General features: G+C 49.0%; 13 protein-coding genes. 6 read left to right on the top strand and 7 right to left on the bottom strand.

The genetic code is table 11. From position 1 onward, the window contains the following. Positions 1-94: 94 nt before the first annotated feature. Positions 95-475: a hypothetical protein gene (locus ACG1BZ_RS04370; protein ID WP_413664540.1), complete on the bottom strand. Its 381-nt coding sequence runs from the start codon at positions 473-475 to the stop codon at positions 95-97. Positions 476-1,259: 784 nt separating this feature from the next. Here ACG1BZ_RS04370 and gcvP point away from each other — a divergent pair. The 3 genes from gcvP (at position 1,260) to ACG1BZ_RS04355 (ending at position 5,101) form a co-directional block, all read left to right on the top strand. Continuing rightward, the gene (gcvP, locus tag ACG1BZ_RS04365) at positions 1,260-4,151 is read left to right on the top strand and encodes an aminomethyl-transferring glycine dehydrogenase (RefSeq protein WP_413664539.1); all 2,892 of its coding nucleotides are present in this window, start codon (positions 1,260-1,262) and stop codon (positions 4,149-4,151) included. A gap of 273 nt (positions 4,152-4,424) precedes the next feature. Next, the gene (locus ACG1BZ_RS04360) at positions 4,425-4,889 is read left to right on the top strand and encodes a hypothetical protein (protein ID WP_413664538.1); all 465 of its coding nucleotides are present in this window, start codon (positions 4,425-4,427) and stop codon (positions 4,887-4,889) included. Then, the gene (locus ACG1BZ_RS04355; protein ID WP_282934107.1) at positions 4,889-5,101 is read left to right on the top strand and encodes a hypothetical protein; all 213 of its coding nucleotides are present in this window, start codon (positions 4,889-4,891) and stop codon (positions 5,099-5,101) included. Before ACG1BZ_RS04360 ends, ACG1BZ_RS04355 begins: the two co-directional genes overlap by 1 nt. Before the next feature lie 201 nt (positions 5,102-5,302). On the opposite strand, the gene ACG1BZ_RS04350 is transcribed toward ACG1BZ_RS04355, so the two are convergent. From ACG1BZ_RS04350 to purU, 5 genes are all read right to left on the bottom strand, one after another. Continuing rightward, the gene (locus tag ACG1BZ_RS04350; RefSeq protein WP_413664537.1) at positions 5,303-6,622 is read right to left on the bottom strand and encodes a glycosyl hydrolase family 18 protein; all 1,320 of its coding nucleotides are present in this window, start codon (positions 6,620-6,622) and stop codon (positions 5,303-5,305) included. Positions 6,623-6,735: 113 nt separating this feature from the next. After that, positions 6,736-9,543 carry a TonB-dependent receptor gene (locus ACG1BZ_RS04345; protein WP_413664536.1) on the bottom strand — a complete coding sequence of 936 codons (2,808 nt, stop codon included), beginning with the start codon at positions 9,541-9,543 and terminating at the stop codon, positions 6,736-6,738. A gap of 380 nt (positions 9,544-9,923) precedes the next feature. Continuing rightward, positions 9,924-10,655, bottom strand: coding sequence for a helix-turn-helix domain-containing protein (locus ACG1BZ_RS04340; protein WP_413664535.1), 732 nt, complete (start codon positions 10,653-10,655; stop codon positions 9,924-9,926). A 76-nt stretch (positions 10,656-10,731) separates the two neighbouring features. After that, entirely contained in the window at positions 10,732-11,148 is a 417-nt protein-coding gene (locus ACG1BZ_RS04335; protein WP_413664534.1) for a hypothetical protein, read from the bottom strand. Positions 11,149-11,218: 70 nt separating this feature from the next. Continuing rightward, a complete protein-coding gene (purU, locus tag ACG1BZ_RS04330; protein WP_282934112.1) occupies positions 11,219-12,058 on the bottom strand; it encodes a formyltetrahydrofolate deformylase in 840 nt (279 codons plus the stop codon). Positions 12,059-12,141: 83 nt separating this feature from the next. Between purU and pepQ the strand changes: the two genes are divergently transcribed. Beyond that, positions 12,142-13,443 carry a Xaa-Pro dipeptidase gene (gene pepQ / locus ACG1BZ_RS04325; protein WP_413664533.1) on the top strand — a complete coding sequence of 434 codons (1,302 nt, stop codon included), beginning with the start codon at positions 12,142-12,144 and terminating at the stop codon, positions 13,441-13,443. Positions 13,444-13,648: 205 nt separating this feature from the next. Continuing rightward, positions 13,649-15,700 carry an amidohydrolase family protein gene (locus tag ACG1BZ_RS04320; RefSeq protein ID WP_413664532.1) on the top strand — a complete coding sequence of 684 codons (2,052 nt, stop codon included), beginning with the start codon at positions 13,649-13,651 and terminating at the stop codon, positions 15,698-15,700. Between the two features lie 78 nt (positions 15,701-15,778). Here the strand turns inward: ACG1BZ_RS04320 and metE are convergent, their stop codons facing one another. Further along, positions 15,779-18,013, bottom strand: a complete 2,235-nt coding sequence (gene metE / locus ACG1BZ_RS04315) for a 5-methyltetrahydropteroyltriglutamate--homocysteine S-methyltransferase (protein WP_413664531.1) — start codon at positions 18,011-18,013, stop codon at positions 15,779-15,781. A 175-nt stretch (positions 18,014-18,188) separates the two neighbouring features. Here metE and ACG1BZ_RS04310 point away from each other — a divergent pair, with 175 nt between their 5' ends. Next, positions 18,189-19,142 carry a LysR family transcriptional regulator gene (locus tag ACG1BZ_RS04310; RefSeq protein WP_413665844.1) on the top strand — a complete coding sequence of 318 codons (954 nt, stop codon included), beginning with the start codon at positions 18,189-18,191 and terminating at the stop codon, positions 19,140-19,142. Positions 19,143-19,289: the final 147 nt, after the last annotated feature.

The raw sequence follows: 19,289 nt of genomic DNA, 5'->3' as shown, positions 1-19,289 counted from the left end.
GATCTGGCAGATCCCGATGAACACTGGAGCGTTCTGTCAGATCAAGTAACAGACACCATAAGTGAAATTCGCCATTTTTACCTATAAGTAATGTTCAATACTCCGTCCGATCGTGAGGACACCCAGTATATTCCCACCCCATGTCCTCAAAAGTATGTCGGATTTCATAATACAGGGTTTCAGGAAAATTAAAGGCACTGGGTTGGCCAGCAATTACATAATAAGCGAATGGAGGAGTGGGGCTTCCCGGAACAAAACCTAATTTAGCCAAGTCTTCCACCACCTTAACTCGGCGCAATTTTGCTATAGCCTGATGCTCTCCTTCCCTCAGGTAACCGGATGGATTCCCCTTAACTTCCTCTTCGGATAGATAATACTGTAAAGGCGTAACTTGATCGGCATTAACTCCCGTTACCCATTCGGCAGCTATTTTGTAACTTTCATCAACGGTAAACAATAATCCTCTACTTTCCACTGGGAACCTGCCTATGCAATCTAATAATTTCAGCAATGTTAGAACATATGAAGTGTTCACTTAATTCAAAAAGCAGATCAAACAGATATCCAAGTTGGAAATGCTCGTACTGCAACACAATTGCGCAGTTACCTTTCACAATAAACAATGGGACACTTCACTAAAAGATATATCCACTTCCCCACCTAGCCAGTCATATTCGTTGCCCCAAAAAGCTTACAACTCACTTGTACTACGAGTAGACCTCACTAAAGTTGCTTTAATGAATTCATCGACAATCTCTAAAGCAAGAATTTAACTACGCCCAACTAAATGGATCTCCAAGTGAAATGCTGGCGGAAAAGTTCGCTGCCTTCGAGGTAAGTAGAGCTGACTATCTATGAGCCCTATGGAATCTTTTCACACCACTTCCTAAGCACTCCTCGCCCTTATACGCATCACTCGCTTAGTTCAGCACAGTACAAAATCGCCTCAACCCCCATTTCACAGGATTAAACCTACTTTTTGGCCCCAAATTTAGCAGTTTCCTCGCTCAAATCCCGCAGATTGCCCCTACTCGCCCCGATTGCTAAGATGCGCGCCTGCCGCTATGGCCCGGCTTCCCCTTTGGTTCCGTATTGCGACACTGGGGCTGCCTGCAAACCGATTTTCCCAAGCGTTACCCTCGCCTATCCGCAACGCGGAGGCCCGAGGCTTTCCACAGGAAAAGCGGTACTGAGGCCAGGTGCTATTTTTAACCGCGAGCGCACCGCGACGACTCCCTGCGACTACAGGAACGAAGTTTATGACCCAACCATCGCTGCAGCAGTTGGAACAACACGACGCCTTTATCCATCGCCATATCGGCCCCGATGCCAAACAGGTAGAGGCCATGCTGGAAACCCTCGGAGTTGCCAGCCTCGAAGAGCTGATCGAGAAAACCGTGCCCGAAGCCATTCGCAAGACCGATGAGCTGGATCTGGCCGACGCGATCAATGAAGTTGAGGCCCTCGCAGAGCTGAAAGATATCGCGGCGCGCAACAAGATCTACCGCACCTTTATTGGTATGGGTTACCACGACACCATTACCCCCAATGTGATCCTGCGCAACGTGCTGGAGAATCCGGGTTGGTACACCGCCTATACCCCTTACCAGCCGGAAATTGCCCAGGGGCGCCTGGAAGGCCTGCTGAACTTCCAGCAGATGATTATGGACCTCACCGGCATGGAACTGGCCAACGCCTCCATGCTGGATGAAGGCACCGCTGCCGCAGAAGCCATGGCCATGTGTAAGCGCCAGGTCAAGCGCAACAAGTCCAACGTCTACTTTGTGGACCAGGACTGCCATCCGCAAACTATCGCCGTAGTTAAGACCCGCGCCGAACACTTCGGCTTCGAAGTCGTGGTCGGCGATGTGGAAAAAGATATTCCCGCCGAGCTGTTCGGCGCACTGCTGCAATACCCCGGCAGCACCGGCCGTGTACGCGACCTGAGCGATATTATTGCCAAGGTCCACGAAGCCAACGCCCTGGTAACCGTGGCCGCAGATCTGATGAGCCTGGTAGCCCTGCGGGCACCGGGTGATATGGGTGCGGACGTAGTCGTCGGCTGTAACCAGCGCTTCGGTATCCCCATGGGTTACGGTGGCCCCCACGCAGGCTTCTTCGCCTTCCGCGAAGCTTACAAGCGCTCCGCACCGGGTCGTATTATCGGCGTTTCCGTCGACAGCAAAGGCAAGCGTGCCCTGCGCATGGCTATGCAGACCCGCGAGCAGCATATTCGCCGCGAGAAAGCCAACTCCAATATCTGTACCTCCCAAGTACTGCTGGCGGTGATGAGCGCGTTCTATGCGATTTACCACGGCCCCGAAGGCCTGAAAACCATCGCTGCCCGCATCCAGCGCCTGGCAGATATTCTCGCTTCCGCCCTGCAGCAGGAAGGCTTCAATCTGGCCCACGACAGCTGGTTCGATACCCTGAATGTCACCGTTGGCGCCAAGCAGGAAGAGATTTACCAGCGCGCCCTGGCCGCTGAGATCAACCTGCGTAAAATTGGTGAAGACGCCCTGGGTGTGAGCCTGAGTGAGACCGCCACCCTGCAAGATGTGTCCGACCTGATCAATGCCTTTATCGGCACCGAACACAGCATCGATCTGCATACTCTGGACAGCGAAATTGCAAGCAAGGGCTCCCTGGGTGTACCCGCCTCCCTGGTGCGCGAAACTGAATTCCTAACTCACCCGGTGTTCAACACTTACCACTCCGAGACCGAGATGCTGCGCTATCTCAAGTCTCTGGAAGCCAAGGATATCGCCCTGAATCACTCCATGATTCCCCTGGGCTCCTGCACTATGAAGCTGAACGCCACCGCCGAGATGATCCCGGTCACCTGGCCCGAGTTCGGCAAGCTGCACCCCTTCGCGCCAGTAGATCAAGCGGAAGGCTACGCGGAAATGTTCCGCCAGCTACAGCAGATGCTGTCCGCCTGCACCGGTTACGATGCGGTGAGCCTGCAGCCCAACGCCGGTTCCCAGGGTGAATACGCAGGCCTGGTCGCTATCAAGAAGTACTTCGAAGCTAAGGGCGAAACCCAGCGCGACATCTGCCTGATTCCCGCCTCTGCACACGGCACCAACCCGGCATCCGCCATGATGGTGAGTATGAAAGTGGTTGTGGTTGCCTGTGATGATAAAGGCAATGTGGATATCGAAGACCTGAAAGCCAAAATCGAAGAGCACGGCGACCGCATTGCCGCACTGATGGTCACTTACCCGTCCACCCACGGGGTGTTCGAGGAAGGTATCCGCGAAGTTTGCGATCTGGTTCACCAGGCTGGCGGCCAGGTTTATATCGACGGTGCCAACATGAACGCCTTGATCGGCGTCGCAGCTCCGGGCCAGTTCGGTGGTGACGTATCCCACCTGAACCTGCACAAAACTTTCTGTATTCCTCACGGTGGCGGCGGCCCCGGTATGGGTCCGATCGCTGTTGGCGAGCATCTGAAGCCCTACCTGGCGGCCCACCCGGTGACTGAAGTACCGGAAACCAATCTGGATAACGGCACCATCTCCGCCGCTCCCTGGGGCTCCGCCAGCATCCTGCCGATCAGTTGGATGTATATCCGTATGATGGGTAAGCAGGGTATGAAGCAGGCTACCGAGATGGCGATCCTGAACGCCAATTACGTAGCCAAGAAACTGGGTGAACACTACTCCCTGCTCTACACCGGTACCAATGGCTTTGTTGCCCACGAATGCCTGGTTGACCTGCGCCCACTCAAGGAAGCCAGCGGCATCACTGAAGAGGATATCGCCAAGCGTCTGATGGACTTTGGCTTCCACTCCCCCACCATGTCCTTTCCGGTAGCCGGCACCCTGATGATCGAGCCTACCGAAAGCGAATCCAAGGGTGAGCTGGATCGCTTTATCGAGGCTATGGCGACAATTCGCCAGGAAGTGGAAGATGTCACCAGCGGTAAATACACCCCTGAGGACAACCCACTACACAATGCCCCTCACACTCTTGAGGATGTAATGAGCGGTGAGTGGACCCACAGCTACTCCCGGGATATTGCTGCACGCCCGGCGGCGTGGTTAAAAGAGCATAAGGTGTGGCCCGCTGCTAACCGTATCGACAACGTCTACGGCGACCGCAACCTGATTTGTTCCTGCCCTCCGATTGAGAGCTACGCTGAGTAAGATCTAACACTCTCACAGGTGGATTTAAAAGCGGGCTTAATGCCCGCTTTTTTATTCGACCCACAATACTTTTATCGAACTGGCACAAACTCTCACTTCCTGTATAGCTACGTATTTGCAACCATCACCTTTCAACAATATTATTCTGCGTTAACTTAGTTAAAAATCCTCACATAAGCGGCGCCTAACAACAAAGAAACGGTATTAGAATGTTTTGGAAAAAATTTAGCCAAACTTTCTAATCGTCCCAAGCTTTCAACATCGGAGGTGAAAGTGACCATTAAAGTTTTAAAAGAAATATTAATTGCGAAGGGAAAAGCAGACTCTTACTCTGACGGTCAAACACCCATAGATCTATGGAGAGCTCTGAACAAAAAATCAGACCAAGGTGTCTTCGACTTTATAGAAAAAGGTTTCATTCTGTCTAACGGACGTCCTAGACCAGCAGATATCACCATAGAATACCGCGATGGGACAGAGTGGGTTTGCATAAAGGATCGCCCCAGGGGACTCAGCACTTTTGATAAACCAGGATTACCAAAAGGCAAAAACTGGGAGTACTACAAAATTCCTACAGGGACAGTTTTGCCAGAAGGTATTGCAATTGTAAAAGATGAATATAACACCAGATTTGAGGCAACACACTATACGATAGCCCCAGCATACGACATGCCTCTGAATCAATTTAAGAGTAAGTTAAAAATACTAGAAAAATCCTTAATTAAGGAAGCTATATAATGGAAGTACCTAATACCTGGGCACCACTACTAATTTCTGCTGTTAGAGATGCCGTTTTGTATCAAGAAAGCCTTTTAAGAAGTGAGACCATAGGCGACAAGACAGACTATGAGGAGCATCACTTACAGCTAACACAGTTCCTAGAGTTTCTTAAAGAGGAATATAAAGTGATTGAAAAGGAAACAGGTATACCCTTAGAAAAACTATTATAAAGCTTTTCTTCTGGGTGGCTTCAAACCACCCTGAAGCATATTAAGCTAAACAAATATATCCACACCACTTATCGCCCATAGCTGTATAGGATATCCCCATAAAAACAGTAATAATACAGACATTCCTGCCTGTACTGATTAGTTAGCTTTAGCACATCCCCGCTTCAGCAAGTCACACAAGATTCCACGGGGAATTTTTAACTACTTAAGGCAACTAGGAACCGCTGAAGTACCTGGCCATATTGTAGAAAGGTAACTGCTAGAATCTTTAGTCACATTAAATATCATAGTGCCACCACCAAGGTTATTATTTTCATTACAGGAGGCCAAAGCACTTGCAGTAGATGCACCATTCATCACAGTGGAAGCTCCAACACCTAGCTTAGACTTATCAACACCCAGATTGATATATTTCTGGATTCGTGAAGTACAGCTTGAGCCCAACCAATAGCTCATCTCCCAACCATAAGTTAATTGGTCGCCCAGTTTCTTCCCATTCCATTCAGCCTGAAAAGCATCGGTATCACTCCAAAGTGCTTTAGAAATAATTTTGTTAGGCATCTTCTCTCGCAATGCACTAGTCACTTTTACCAAGGAGTCAGAATAGGTTTGGCTGCACTGTGAGTACTCATCATCAATATCAATACCATCCAACCCATACTGATCCACGGCATCTTTTAGCTGCTGAGCAAAGTCATCAGCGGACTGCTCATCGGCAAAACAGGACCAACCTGCATTTTGGTGATTTCCGAGAACGCTGAGCACCACTTTCGTACCCTTGTCTTGCAATTCTTGTACTGTACTCAAATTGTTATTGAGCAAGTCTGACACTTGGTCATTAAAATGCAGTACAGCTTTCTGACCATCGTAATTAACATTTGCCGCGAAGATCACAGCTATATCAAACAACTGGCTGCCATCGCTCTCTGTAAAGCAGCCTGCATTGCCCAGGTTATTACTATTAACTTCTACGTAAGCAACTTTAGGCGCTGACACACTTTCCTGAGGAGTATCAGATTTACACAGAGTTGAGCCCAGCTCACGGATTTCATTCTTACGTGAACCACACCCATACCCGCTGCCATCCATGGAGGCATTATCGGCAAGATTTGCAATTTCCCAGTCCCCCAGGATGGAACACAGCTCATCCTTATAGATTTGAGCCTCAAGATAGGTGACCGGGCTTGCATCAGTTGCACAGCTGCTTCCACTAACAACATGAGGCGCTGAAGGTTCGGATTTACACAATGTCATGGATAATTGGCGACTTTCATTACTCGTCAATTGGCAATTATTTCCCAGATGTTCTATTGAGGACCCGTCTGATAAACCAACCAAATCACCATTATTGAGAAGATCACAAAATTCATTAGGATAATTAAGCGCTTCAGAATAGCTTACTGTTGTAGTGTCCGAGGGACAGTCATCCGAATTGACCACTTCAATATCTGCGTATGCACCAGTCTGAAATAAAATGGTGGCACAAGCAGCCTGCATTGCTCTACGTGTCGATTGTTTCATATTTATGCTCATTTTTATTATGTGGTTATGTAAATTCTATAATCTAATATCGATAGTCAAAAAAAATGGTGTAGAGCTTACACTCTACACCCAATACTACGATCAACGAGGTATTAGAATTTATAGTTTGCACCAATATATAGTCTGCGCCCAGAGTAATTATAATAAGTCATTCTGTTTTCCTGCTTCCAGAACCCCTCTGCCTTTTCCTCCGTTAAATTAATGATAGATGCCGTGAAATTGAGGTTTTCATTAAAGGTAAAGCTGGCATTAAGATCAAGCTGCCCATAAGCTTTATCGTATAAATTATACCCTTGGTGAAGCCCCCCAGCTCGATCATCTTTCCAGTTATAAGATGCTCGCACACTGTACAAATCATTTTCATAATAACCGGAAAGATTGTACTGGTGCTTAGCCGTTCCAGGAATTTCTGCCTCAGTTTCTTCACCATTAACAAACACCCCTGAAGTACTGGTGTCGGTGTAGGTATAATTTGCCATTACACCAAAACCACTTTCGAACGCGTGTTGTGCAAACAGCTCAACGCCTCTTGAAGTTGCCTCAGCACCACCCGTTTTTGTGGTCATGTCGACTTCAATGGGTCCATTGCAGCAATTGTGCTCACGTAATACAACTTCAGTTGTGGTTATAGGAAGGTTGCTGATATCCTTACTAAATAATGTTGCCCCAAGTGCGGAAGCATCAAAGTAATACCACTCAATTCCCAGGTCGAATTGATTGGAAAGCATCGCTTCTAGCCCAGTATTTGCTGAAGTGCCAGTCCCACGGCCGGTCCAAGAATCCGGCGAGTTAATATTTACAGGGGGGCCATAAGACTCAGCCTGCCCCAAATCAGCATAACTAACTCGAGACATGGTTTTTGCTGCAGCAAATCGTATTACAAGGTCATCAGTTAGATCCCAGGCAATATTCAAACTTGGCAGGAAGTTTTCACTATCAGCACTTCGGTTATTTGCATTGGTGATATCTGTCTCTTGACCAATGATGTCATCGTACGTCGAGGTAGTTAAGTCGGTATTAACATAGCGGACACCAAAGTTACCCCGGAAGGCTTCCCATTCAAAATCTGCCTGTGCGTAAAGTGAAAATATTTTCTCCTCGATGGTATAGGTACCGGATAAGACAGGAACTACAGTCCGGGTAAAATTATCACTAACGTAGGCTTTAAGCGCATCTATATCAAAAGGCAGATAGTTAATAGCCCCGGTATCGCCTGCGCTATTATCGATTACGCTGCCGCCAAGTAAGATTGAAGTGTCTGGATGAAAATCCGGGTTGTGGAACCATTCGGTACCCGACAACCACCCACGATAACCACCGTTATCCGAAATACCGTCATCCCACAGGAAAGTATCTCTTAGGGACTTAGCTTCATGATCCCGATATTTAGTACCGACATAGATTTTGTTAACTATTCCCCAATTGGTATCAAATCCCAGGTCAAGCTGATAATAATCTTCTCTATCCCGATTTTGGGTAGCGTCAGAACTAAACCAGTCATAGTATGGATAGGCCTCCTGATCCGAGGTGAGATCTGTAGAGATTTCGTAGCTAGGTTCCCCGTCGGCAATAGACCACAGCCAACTATTTACGGAACCATAACGTGCATCCATATTTGCCATGATTCTTTCGGAGACACCTCCTTTTGCAGAGCTGCGCCCTATATTCACTGCTGCTGTGTAAGAGTCACCTTCATACAGAATTTCGAGGTCGAATGTATGAGATTCTGATTCACCGTAGCTATCCTGCCCGGTCAATTGCGGAGACATTAAACCTCGCTCTACCTCGACACCACCATTGACATCAGCATCGCCCCAGTTATCAGCATTTAGCAGGCCGTTATCACCGTTGCCATAGGTAACTACGGTATCCCCTTCCAGCTCAACGCCAAAGTAGGGGTTATGGTTATCATTCCATTCAGCTAAGGTGAGATTCTGACTACGGGTATCGTACCCTAACTGGGAACCGAAATAGTTCAGAGAAAATTCCAAGCGCTCAGTTGGCCGCCATTGAGTAGTAATTTGATAACCATCCCTGGCCCTATCCTGCTCATGATTACCAATACCCATAGCCCTGGGCGCCCAAACATTGTTGTAAACTTCACCAGTTTCCTGGTCAACAATTGCCGGACGCTCAGCACCTTCAACTGTATCTGAATGGAATCGCCAATGGCTCGCGTAGTTTTCAATTGAGGTTACGGTTCTGTCCTGCTTGGTATAGCCAGCCAGGATACCAAAGGTTTCACTCTCATTTTTCCAGGAGTAAAAAGCACTATATTGAGGCTCCCACTGCTCATTAGTATCTGAGTAAGTGGTTTCAGTAGTTATAACACCCTCACCAGAATCCATTTCCAGAGGCTTACGACTGTGTAGAATAACCGTTCCGCCAATTCCTCCTTCATCAATTCTAGCTTCCGGGCTTTTGTAAACTTCTACTTTGCTAATCATGTTGGATGGCAGCAAAGTGTAATTAAAGCTTCGAGATGGCGCTTCTCCATCAGAGGTTGCAATGTAGTTTCCATTTAACTGAGTCAAGGTCCACTCGGCACTGGTGCCACGAATACTGACTCGACTACCCTCTCCACCACTGCGTGTAATTGTGATCCCTGGCACGCGCTGAAGAGAGTCTGCAACATTCTTATCCGGGAACTTGCCCACATCCTCGGCGGTTATCGCGTCTACAATAGCATTAGAATCCCGCTTAATTTCCAGGTTTCTGGTATTACTCTCAAGAATTCCGATTACCTCAATATGATCCATCGGTTTGTCTTTCTCAGAGATATCATCAGCAATCGCCACGCTACTAATGGCTAATGAAATAGCGGAGACTAGCGATTTCTGCTTAATCTCCCGGCTCCAGATTTTGACCGTGGTTCGTCTATTATTCTTGACTGTTTTCATAGTATCCCAACTTTCTTTTCTTATAAGTTTTTTAAAAGAGCCCCTCTCCAAGTTGGAGAGGGGCGAGAAACCGTCAGGGGACCCTAAACCCCGTAATGACAGTCCACTTGTTGAGCACTAAAACCCTAAGAAAAAAACGGGATAAGGGGGTAATAGAAACTGAGACAGGAATAGAACAAAATCGGCGTTTGGAATTTTGGAGGACACTAAGGGAAAGGTATTAGAAGGTATGAAAGGACAAAATTCGATTATGGATTTACAGGATATTCAACAAATAGATAAACTATGTTTAAAGAGAAGAAAGCCAGCACCAAACCATTTCAACAAAAAACTTCTATTGATTATCCATCTCTAAGTAGTTCAGGAATGGCCTATCGCATTCAAAGTTGAGACTGGACTTCTTCTCTATAAATAGCGGGAAGCTGCCCAAACATGGTCTTGAAATGTCTACTGAAGTAACTGTGAGATGGAAATCCGACACGGTATGCGATTTCAGAAATTGGCCGCTGAGTATCCACCAGCATACGACGAGAGTTCTCTAACCTAACCTCCCTGACAAACTGCATTGGAGTTTTCTCCAAATACTTTTTAAATCGCCTCTCAAGTGCGCTAACAGACAAACTGGCCACCTCTGCTAGCTGTTCGACAGTAATCGGCTGGCTGTAATTATTTTTAATATATTCAACAGGCTTTTTCAGCTTATCCATTCTGGAGAGCGTTTTGACCGTCTCATTAAGATCGCGAGCTACGCCATAGGTACCAATAATTTTTCCAGTGGAATTCTTTAGTGGGCGCTTGGATGTCGTAAACCAAACCAACTCTCCACTTTTCCCTATATTCAACTCCAGTCGATCTGTAATCGTTTCGCCCTCCATCACTCTTTGGTCATCACGCATATAGTTTTTTGCGAGATAAGAGGGGGAAAAATCCATATCAGAGCGGCCCACAACCTGATTAAGGGACCTGCATCCAACATGCTCAATAAACTCTCGGTTACAATGTACTACGTAACCAGAATCATCTTTTACCCAAAAAATAATATCTGATATTAAATCAAAAACCGCAATAATCTGCTGGGTAGACACCATTTCCAATATTGATTCAGACTTCATTATTATTATCTACAATAGCTGGTAAAGAGTCCCTGCCTTTTTTATTACTGTACAGATCCAGCAAGCAGAAAAGGCACTAAAAAGCGCCTTCTCGGCACTCTCCCCGCACCTCACCACCATATGCGGAAATAACCCGTTCAATTTCAAAATAGCCACGCTCACAGAAACCGCTTTCCAACATCTTTTGTTCGAGAGCCCAATCTAAATAAAGCTCTACACGGTCACTTGAACGGCCTCCCAAACCGATAGTATCCCGCTGCATTCGACGTTGAGAACTAGGCTGGTTTGAAACTGGGGGAGGAAGATCCTGTCGATCCTTCTCAAGAGTAAATGTAAAACGCTTAGCTCCATTTTGAGCAATCTCAGTTACAAACGACTCTTTCATTCCGGGAATCGGCTTGTTGCTGGAACAGGCACAGAGAAAAATAGGTAACGCTAGGCTAGCGGCAATAAGTAAACGGGGCTGAAAACTGCTAATATTTTTATTATTCACTCAAAATCCTCTCTAAACGCTAACCTGCTTTACTACATCGAGCGCAAAGTTAGTATTGTTTACTGCGTTTCTATTTAAATACCACTGTTTTATTTCCGTGTATAAACACTCGTTCCTGCAAAACTAGTTGCAGCGCTCGAGTCAAAACCAATTTTTCAACATCCCTACCTGCATCCGCCATAGTTTCTGCAGAATAGGCATGATCCACATGTATTACATCCTGTTCAATAATCGGCCCTTCATCCAGATCATCGGTAACAAAGTGCGCTGTGGCTCCAATAATTTTTACTCCACGCTCGTAGGCCTGCTGATAGGGCTTGGCTCCGATAAATGCGGGCAGGAAAGAATGGTGGATGTTGATAATGCGTCCACTATAGCGAGCAACAAAATCAGGGGTCAGCACGCGCATATACTTGGCCAGCACCAGATAATCCGGGTTGTACTCATCCACTAAGGTGGCCACTTGCTGCTCGTGAGCTCCGCGCTCCATCCCCTCTGCAGAAATACAGTGGAAAGGAATATCAAACTTCTGTACCAGCCCCTCCAGATCCGGGTGATTGCCGATAACAGCCGCGATCTCCACATCCATAGCGCCGGAATAGCACTTCATCAGGATATCCCCCAGGCAGTGGGGCTCACGGGTAACCATCAGCACCAGGCGTTTCTTCCGCTCTATGGATACCAAGCGACGCTCTGCCCCCTGGGGCAGTGTCATATCCAGATCTTCCAGGAAGGTGGCATCGTTAAAGATACCCTCCAGGGCAGTGCGCATAAAGAAGCGCCCCTCAACCCGGTCCACGAACTCATCATTCTTGATGATGTTCAGCTGGTGCTTGTAGCAAATATTGGTAATCTTTGCGATCAGACCCTTATCATCGGGGCAGTCGGTCAGCAGTATCTTCTTTTCCATGGTCAAATTTCAGGCCAAATATCCAGAGTCCAGACTATACACTATGCCGACTTTACGATTCAGCGATCCATTCCGGGGAGAACATGGATAAAAACCTTTACGCCGATCATATGGCCACCTTGTGCCGCCGCTACGACGAAATCCTCGAGCAGAGCGGGTTTGATACCCTCAACGTATTCAGTGGCGCTCCCAGGGTGCAGTTCCTGGACGATAACTATTACCCGTTTAAGGTGAATCCCCACTTTAAGGCACTGATTCCCATTACCGACAACCCCCACAGCTGGGTTATCTATCAGCGCGGACAAAAGCCAAAGCTTTTGTTCTACCGCCCAGTAGACTTTTGGCACTATGTACCGCCGGCACCCCAGACCTTCTGGAGCGATTTCTACGATATCGAGCTACTGAGCAAGCCGGCCGATGCCCAGGCGTTCCTGAGCCCAGAGAATGCCGCTTTTATCGGTGAGAGCGACAAGCTGCAAGGCTGGTCACTGGGGGAGGAAAATCCGGAGCTTCTGATCAACCGCTTGCACTGGGCCCGCGCTTATAAAACGCCTTATGAGGTCGCCTGCCTGCGTGAAGCGAACCGCATTGCGGTCAATGGGCACCGCGCCGCCGAACAGGCTTTCCGCAGTGGCGCCAGTGAATTTGAAATCAATCAGGCCTACCTGGGCGCTGCAGGCCAGGGTGAGAACCGTATGCCCTACGGCAATATTGTTGCCCTGAATGAACACGCCGCAATCCTGCACTACACCCACCTGTCTACTGAGCGCCTGCCTGAGCCGCAGCTGAAAAGCTTCCTGATCGATGCGGGTGCTGACTGCAATGGCTACTGCTCTGATATCACTCGCACCTACGCCTATGCCGATAATGAGTTCGCAGAGCTGGTAACGGCCATGGATGAAAAGCAGTTGCAGCTGGTAGACGGCCTCAAACCTGGCCTGCCTTACCCGGAACTACATCGCCAGTGCCACTTAAACGTAGGCGAGCTGTTGCTCCAATTTGGCATTATCAAAACCTCTGCCGAGAATGCCGTGGAATCCGGATTAACTCGCCCCTTCCTGCCACACGGCCTGGGTCACTTCCTCGGCCTCCAGGTACACGATGTCGGCGGTCACCAGACCGGCCCCGATGGAGGCACGACACCCCCACCGACCGAGTACCCGTTCCTGCGTACCAGCCGCACTATCGAGGAGAACCAGGTATTTACCATCGAACCTGGACTCTACTTTATCGATAGCCTATTGGGAGAGCTAAAAGACTCAGACCTCGCTGCCGAGGTTAACTGGGATAAGGTCGACAGCTTCCGCCCCTACGGCGGCGTGCGTATTGAAGATAATATTGTTGTACACGCATCCGGTAACGAAAACCTTTCTCGCACCCCTTAGTTCATAGACTAAAGCAATATTGTGAGAGTGCTTACAGGTAAGCGCTCTCGTAATACCTTTACCTTACTCCGAAAGTTAAAACATTAAAAAACGCCCTACCGCTCCCGCTTTTCCTCTCGCCGCTTGCGCCCCTAAGCTGCTTGCCCCCTCACCGAAAAGAAGCCAAAGTCCATCACCGGTATTACAACAAGAAAAGGGACAATTCATGAGAAAAAAAACACTGGCAACGCTTATCGCAGCCACAGTTCTAGCCGCAGCCAATAGCGCTTATGCAAAATCAATCGAGTATATTTTTTACGATAAAGAGGGCATTGCTGGCTCTGAAGTTATTCATCAGGATGGAACAAAGGTATCTGGTGAATTAAAGCTCGGCTGGAATAACCGTCGCCTAAACCTCAAGGAGAGCTTCACTATCGGTGAGGCGGCAATGCCCGAGCAATTATCCATTGAAGGGATCAGCCCATTTGGTGCTCCAGTCAGCGAAGAATTTTCCCTGGAAAATGGTGTCGCTCGCTGGAAAGGTTCCGATGAACATGGCAGCGCAAAAACTTCCGAAGCTCAATTTTATATTCCCAAGAACAGCACCCTTGCCGTACAGACGCAATTGGTAAAAGCACTGATTGCCGATGCAGATCAAAATATTGATTTACTGCCGCAAGGAAAAGCACGCCTCCATAAGCTTGATAAATTGACTCTGCAACAAGGCGAGAAAAAGAAAACGGTCCACCTTTACGGCGTAAGCGGCCTGGGCTTTACCCCAGATCTCGCCTGGTATGATGACAATGGGGATTTATTTGCCTCCGACGAAGGGGGATGGTTCGCCATCCTGCGCAAAGGCTGGGATAAATCTCACCTCGAAGAACTGAAAACCCGGCAAGTCGCAGCCGCAGACCAGTACCTGCAAGGTATTGCCAAGAAACATACCCACACATCAACCCAACCCATCCTGATCAGCAACGTCAACCTGGTTGATGTTGAATCTGGCAAACTACAGAGAAAGCACCATGTTCTGATCAAAGATGGAAAGATCGCAAAAATCAGTAAAAAACCGATCAAAGCCAACGGGGCAACCACCATTGATGCCCGTAACCATACGCTGATCCCCGGCCTCTGGGATATGCACGCCCACTTATCCCCTACCGATGGTGTTCTGAATATGGCCGCTGGCATTGTCAATGTTCGCGACATCGGTAATACCCATGAAAGTATCATGCGTATTGAAGGCATGTTTGAGTCAGAGCAAATCATTGGCGGCGACCTTTTCCGTGCGGGCTTTATGGACCGGGAAAGCGAAAATGCCATGCGAATGGGCAAGACTGCGGACAGCCTGGAAGAAGCCAAGGATATTGTCGAGTGGTATGCCGATCGCGGCTATCAGCAAATTAAAACTTACAGCTCGATGGAGCCCGAGTGGATCGCTCCCTTAGCCAAGCATATCCACGAAAATGGTATGCGTTTGTCCGGTCATATTCCTGCATTTATGACCGCCGAAGAGGCAGTGGACGCGGGCTTTGATGAAATTCAGCATATCAATATGCTGTTTCTGAATTTTATGGGCAAGATAGATACCCGTAAAAGACTGCGCTTTACAGAAATCGGAGAGCACGCCCACGAGCTGGATCTGGATAGCAAAGAAGTGGCTACTTTCCTGGATAAGCTAGCCAAAAAAGGCACTGTCGTAGACGCAACCACCACCGTATTCAGTTCGATGTTACTGCGCCAGCCGGGCAAAGTAGATCCTGAGTTTGCCGATATTACCGACCACCTTCCAGTCAATATCCAGCGCGCCTTTGTTGGGGCCGAACTGGATGTGAAGCCGGAACACCGGGATGACTACGACCTTTCAGCGGAAGCCCTGCTGGCCATGATGCTCAAACTACACGAGCACAAGGTTACTATGGTCGCGGGCTCCGATGGCATCCCCGGATTTACCCTGTTACGCGAACTCGAACTCTATGCCAAAGCAGGTATTCCCAATATTGATGTACTGCGCACGGCTACACTGGTACCGGCGCAGGTTATGGGGGCCGACGAGTACACTGGCAGTATTGCAGTGGGAAAAAATGCAGACCTGGTTTTACTGGAGGGAAATCCCCTTGAGGATATTACCGCGCTGCGTCGCACTGCACTGGTGCTCGAGGGACAAAATATGTATCGCCCGGATGAACTTTACACTGCCTTGGGTATTAAACCTTTCCACCCTTCAGTGCCATTTGAATTAAATAATACTACTACAGTAGCCACCAAGTCCGAGTAAGTTAAAAAAACAGAAGCGAAAAAAACAGAAAAAAAACCGGCAATCCAAATGATTGCCGGTTTTTTATTTATAAATTGGCTAGGCCAGTTCTGTACGCACAGTGCGTGCAGCCTCTACCATATTCAGTAGGGATGACCCGACCTCAGCCCAGTTACGGGTTTTAAGGCCGCAGTCTGGGTTTACCCAAAGTCGCTCAACCGGCACCACCTGTGCAATTTTCTTAAGTCGCTCAACCAGCTCCCCCCTTTCCGGCACATTGGGTGAGTGAATATCGTAAATGCCAGGTCCAATTTCATTGGGGTAACCACCGGCCTTGTCGGCAAACGCGCTGAGTAGGCGCAAATCGGAGCGAGCTGATTCAATAGTAATTACATCCGCATCAAGGGAAACAATGGCATCCATAATTGCATTGAAATTGCTGTAACACATATGAGTGTGGATCTGGGTTTCCGCTTTTACTTCGCTACAGGTGTAGCGGAAACACCCTACCGCCCAGGCAAAATAATACTGGTGCTCAGACTCTCGAAGGGGAACTCCCTCACGCAAAGCCGGTTCATCAATCTGGATGATCCCGATACCGGCCGCCTCAAGATCCAACACTTCTTCCCGCAATGCCTTGGCAATTTGCAGACAGCTCTCACTGCGGTGAATATCTTCCCTCGGGAAGGACCAGTTGAGAATTGTCACCGGGCCGGTAAGCATACCTTTTACCGGCTTATTAGTAAGGCTCTGGGCATAGCTGCTCCACTCTACTGTCATAGCGTTAAGTCGGGAAATATCATCAAAAATAATCGGGGGTTTCACACAGCGAGAGCCATAACTTTGCACCCAGCCATTACCGGTGTGTACAAAACCATCCAGTTGCTCCCCGAAATATTCCACCATATCGTTGCGCTCAGCCTCACCATGCACCAGTACATCCAGACCGAGTATTTCCTGACGACGGATAGCTTCGGCAATTTCAGCGCGTAGATGTTCTAAATAATCCGCTTCAGAAATTTCGCTATTGCGGTACTTGCGGCGCACACCGCGCAAAAGATCCGTCTGTGGGAATGAGCCTATTGTGGTGGTTGGTAGCAGTGGCAATTGCCAACGCTTGGCCTGTACTAAAGAGCGATCCTGAAAGCACTGTTGACGCCAGGTATCCCGTAATTGATCAGCAATGGAGCCCTCGGCTACACCACTCTCTCCGCCTGAGACAGGGATCTCTGTGTCCTCATTGAGCAGCTGCTGTAATTGAGCCAACTCCTGAAGTTTCTGGCGGCTGTAAGCGAGCTTCTGTTTTTGCTCACTGGGCAGCTTGACCTCCGTTTCCAGATCCACAGGGCTATGGAGCAGGGAGCAACTGGCTGATAGCCATAGGCGATCTCCCAACTGCTTCGCCAAAGGCTGCAAAGTGCCCTGCCAACGATTGAGGTCTGCTCGCCACACATTTCGCCCATTAATCACACCCGCAGACAGAACCTTGTTCTTACCTGCCAGCTGGGCCGCAGCTTCAAGTTCTTCAGGTGCGCGTACACAGTCAATATGTACCCCGGACACAGGGAGGGAAAATACCAGCTCCAGATTCTCGCGCAAAGGTGAGAAATAGGTAGCCAGCAGTGTATTCACCCCCGGGGCTACTACCGCAATCTGCTGGTAGGTGCTATCAAAAGCCCCACGCCATTCATCCGGCAGATCCAGGCCTAGTATGGGTTCCTCCAACTGCACCCATTCAACTCCGAGGTCAGCGAGCTGAGACAGCAACTCGGCATAGCAAGGCAGGAGTTTTGGCACTAAATCCAGAGGGCTATCCACACCTCGCCCCAGCCACAGGTAAGTGAGTGGTCCGATAACCACCGGCTTGGCTTTGTAGCCCAGGGATTGGGCTTCCCGCACCTCGTCAAGTAACCACTCACTATCCAGGGAGAAGGCCTGATCATTGGAGAGTTCAGGGACCAAGTAGTGATAGTTGGTATCAAACCACTTGGTCATGGCACTGGCCGCTACCGGCTGTCCCGATGGAGCGCGACCACGGGCCAAGCGGAAATACTGGTCCAGCTTGTTATCTGCCGCTCCTTCTTTAAAGCGCTGACCGACCACACCAAACATCAGGGAGTGATTCAGAACCTGGTCGTACCAGGCGAAATCCCCCACAGCTACACGGCTCAAACCGGCCTCACTTTGGGCCTGCCAGTTACCACGGCGTATCTCTGTGCCCACTTGCAGCAACTGCTGCTGGGGCATATCACCGCGCCAATAGGCTTCTTGCGCTTTCTTCAGTTCGCGATTGGCTCCGATACGCGGATAGCCGAGGATATGTGTTTGCACCATGGCCGCCTTCCCAAGCTCTTTCCTGTGAGGGGATCAAAGTTGCCCCATTGAAAAATACCCCGCAGCTGCGATCTCGGTAACGGTCGCATTAGCGAGAGTCCTGACTTGATTGTGTGCGCACAGTGCTGTTCAATCAATTTCATATTTTTTGCAAATAACATGAATAATTTTAATGATGATTGAATTGCGCCATTTGCGTGCGCTGAGTGTTTTGCGTGAGACAGGCAGCCTGGTACGCGCAGCGGAGCGCCTTCACCTGACCCAGTCGGCTCTTTCGCACTTATTTCGCGAAATGGAGGACCGGCTCGGCCAAGAACTGTTTATACGCAAATCCCGGCCTTTGCGATTTACCAGTGCCGGTCTGAGACTGCTGCAATTGGCGGACGACATACTGCCCCAGGTAGCTATAGCACAACGGGACCTGTCTCGACTGGCATCTGGTCAAGCGGGCAGGCTCAATATCGCTATCGAGTGCCACAGCTGCTACCAGTGGCTGATGCCCGCACTGAATACCTATCGGGACGGCTGGCCAGAAGTGGAACTGGACCTGTGCAGCGGCTTCCACTTCGCTCCGCTGCCCGCACTGGTGCGCGGCGACCTGGACCTGGTTGTCACCTCCAATCCAGACCCGGACCTGAAAGGCCTGCACTACGAGCCGCTGTTCAGCTTTGAAATGTGCCTTGCCATAAGCCGCAAACACCCACTGGCGCAGGAGAGCAAGCGGCGTTGGGTAGAACCGCAGGAATTGGCTGGTGAAGTCCAGATTACCTATCCGGTTGAGCGCGAGCGGCTGGATATCTTCCAGCACTTCCTCGACCCCGCTGGAATTGAACCCGCAGAAGTTCGAACCGCAGAACTCACCGTGATGATGGTTCAGTTAGTAGCCAGCGGCCGAGGGGTTTGCGCCCTGCCCAATTGGGCGCTACATGAGTACCTGCAAAAGGGGTTTGTTTCCCAATTCCAGCTGGGTAAAGAGGGCCTTTGGAGCACTCTCTACGCGGCAGTGCGGGAAGATATGCTCGAGCAACCTTATCTCACAGACTTCCTCAAAACCGCACGGGATACCAGCTTTGCCAATCTACAAGGTGTGAGAGCGGCCAGAACCTGCCTAACCACTTACAAAAGTTAACTGGGCGGCTTAAGCCTTTGCGGAAATAATGACTTACTCAACCTCAGCACAATTATCAAACAAACTGAATATTTTCAGATCAAACAAATCAATGGTTTGGTCTGGCCGGAGAGGCCGGTAAAATCACACAAATAACTATACGGCAGT

It is taken from the genome of Microbulbifer sp. CNSA002, from assembly GCF_047324085.1.
Classification (GTDB): domain Bacteria; phylum Pseudomonadota; class Gammaproteobacteria; order Pseudomonadales; family Cellvibrionaceae; genus Microbulbifer.
The sequence above is the reverse complement of the archived record's forward strand: the minus strand, read 5'-3'. Positions and strand labels throughout refer to the sequence as shown.

What these genes read in the sequence shown, in the direction of transcription:
- gcvP (WP_413664539.1), top strand. Translation starts at nt 1,260, where the DNA reads ATGACCCAACCATCGCTGCAGCAGTTGGAACAACACGACGCCTTTATC.
- ACG1BZ_RS04355 (WP_282934107.1), top strand. Translation starts at nt 4,889, where the DNA reads ATGGAAGTACCTAATACCTGGGCACCACTACTAATTTCTGCTGTTAGA.
- ACG1BZ_RS04350 (WP_413664537.1), bottom strand. Translation starts at nt 6,622, where the DNA reads ATGAAACAATCGACACGTAGAGCAATGCAGGCTGCTTGTGCCACCATT.
- ACG1BZ_RS04345 (WP_413664536.1), bottom strand. Translation starts at nt 9,543, where the DNA reads ATGAAAACAGTCAAGAATAATAGACGAACCACGGTCAAAATCTGGAGC.
- ACG1BZ_RS04340 (WP_413664535.1), bottom strand. Translation starts at nt 10,655, where the DNA reads ATGAAGTCTGAATCAATATTGGAAATGGTGTCTACCCAGCAGATTATT.
- purU (WP_282934112.1), bottom strand. Translation starts at nt 12,058, where the DNA reads ATGGAAAAGAAGATACTGCTGACCGACTGCCCCGATGATAAGGGTCTG.
- pepQ (WP_413664533.1), top strand. Translation starts at nt 12,142, where the DNA reads ATGGATAAAAACCTTTACGCCGATCATATGGCCACCTTGTGCCGCCGC.
- ACG1BZ_RS04320 (WP_413664532.1), top strand. Translation starts at nt 13,649, where the DNA reads ATGAGAAAAAAAACACTGGCAACGCTTATCGCAGCCACAGTTCTAGCC.
- metE (WP_413664531.1), bottom strand. Translation starts at nt 18,013, where the DNA reads ATGGTGCAAACACATATCCTCGGCTATCCGCGTATCGGAGCCAATCGC.
- ACG1BZ_RS04310 (WP_413665844.1), top strand. Translation starts at nt 18,189, where the DNA reads ATGATTGAATTGCGCCATTTGCGTGCGCTGAGTGTTTTGCGTGAGACA.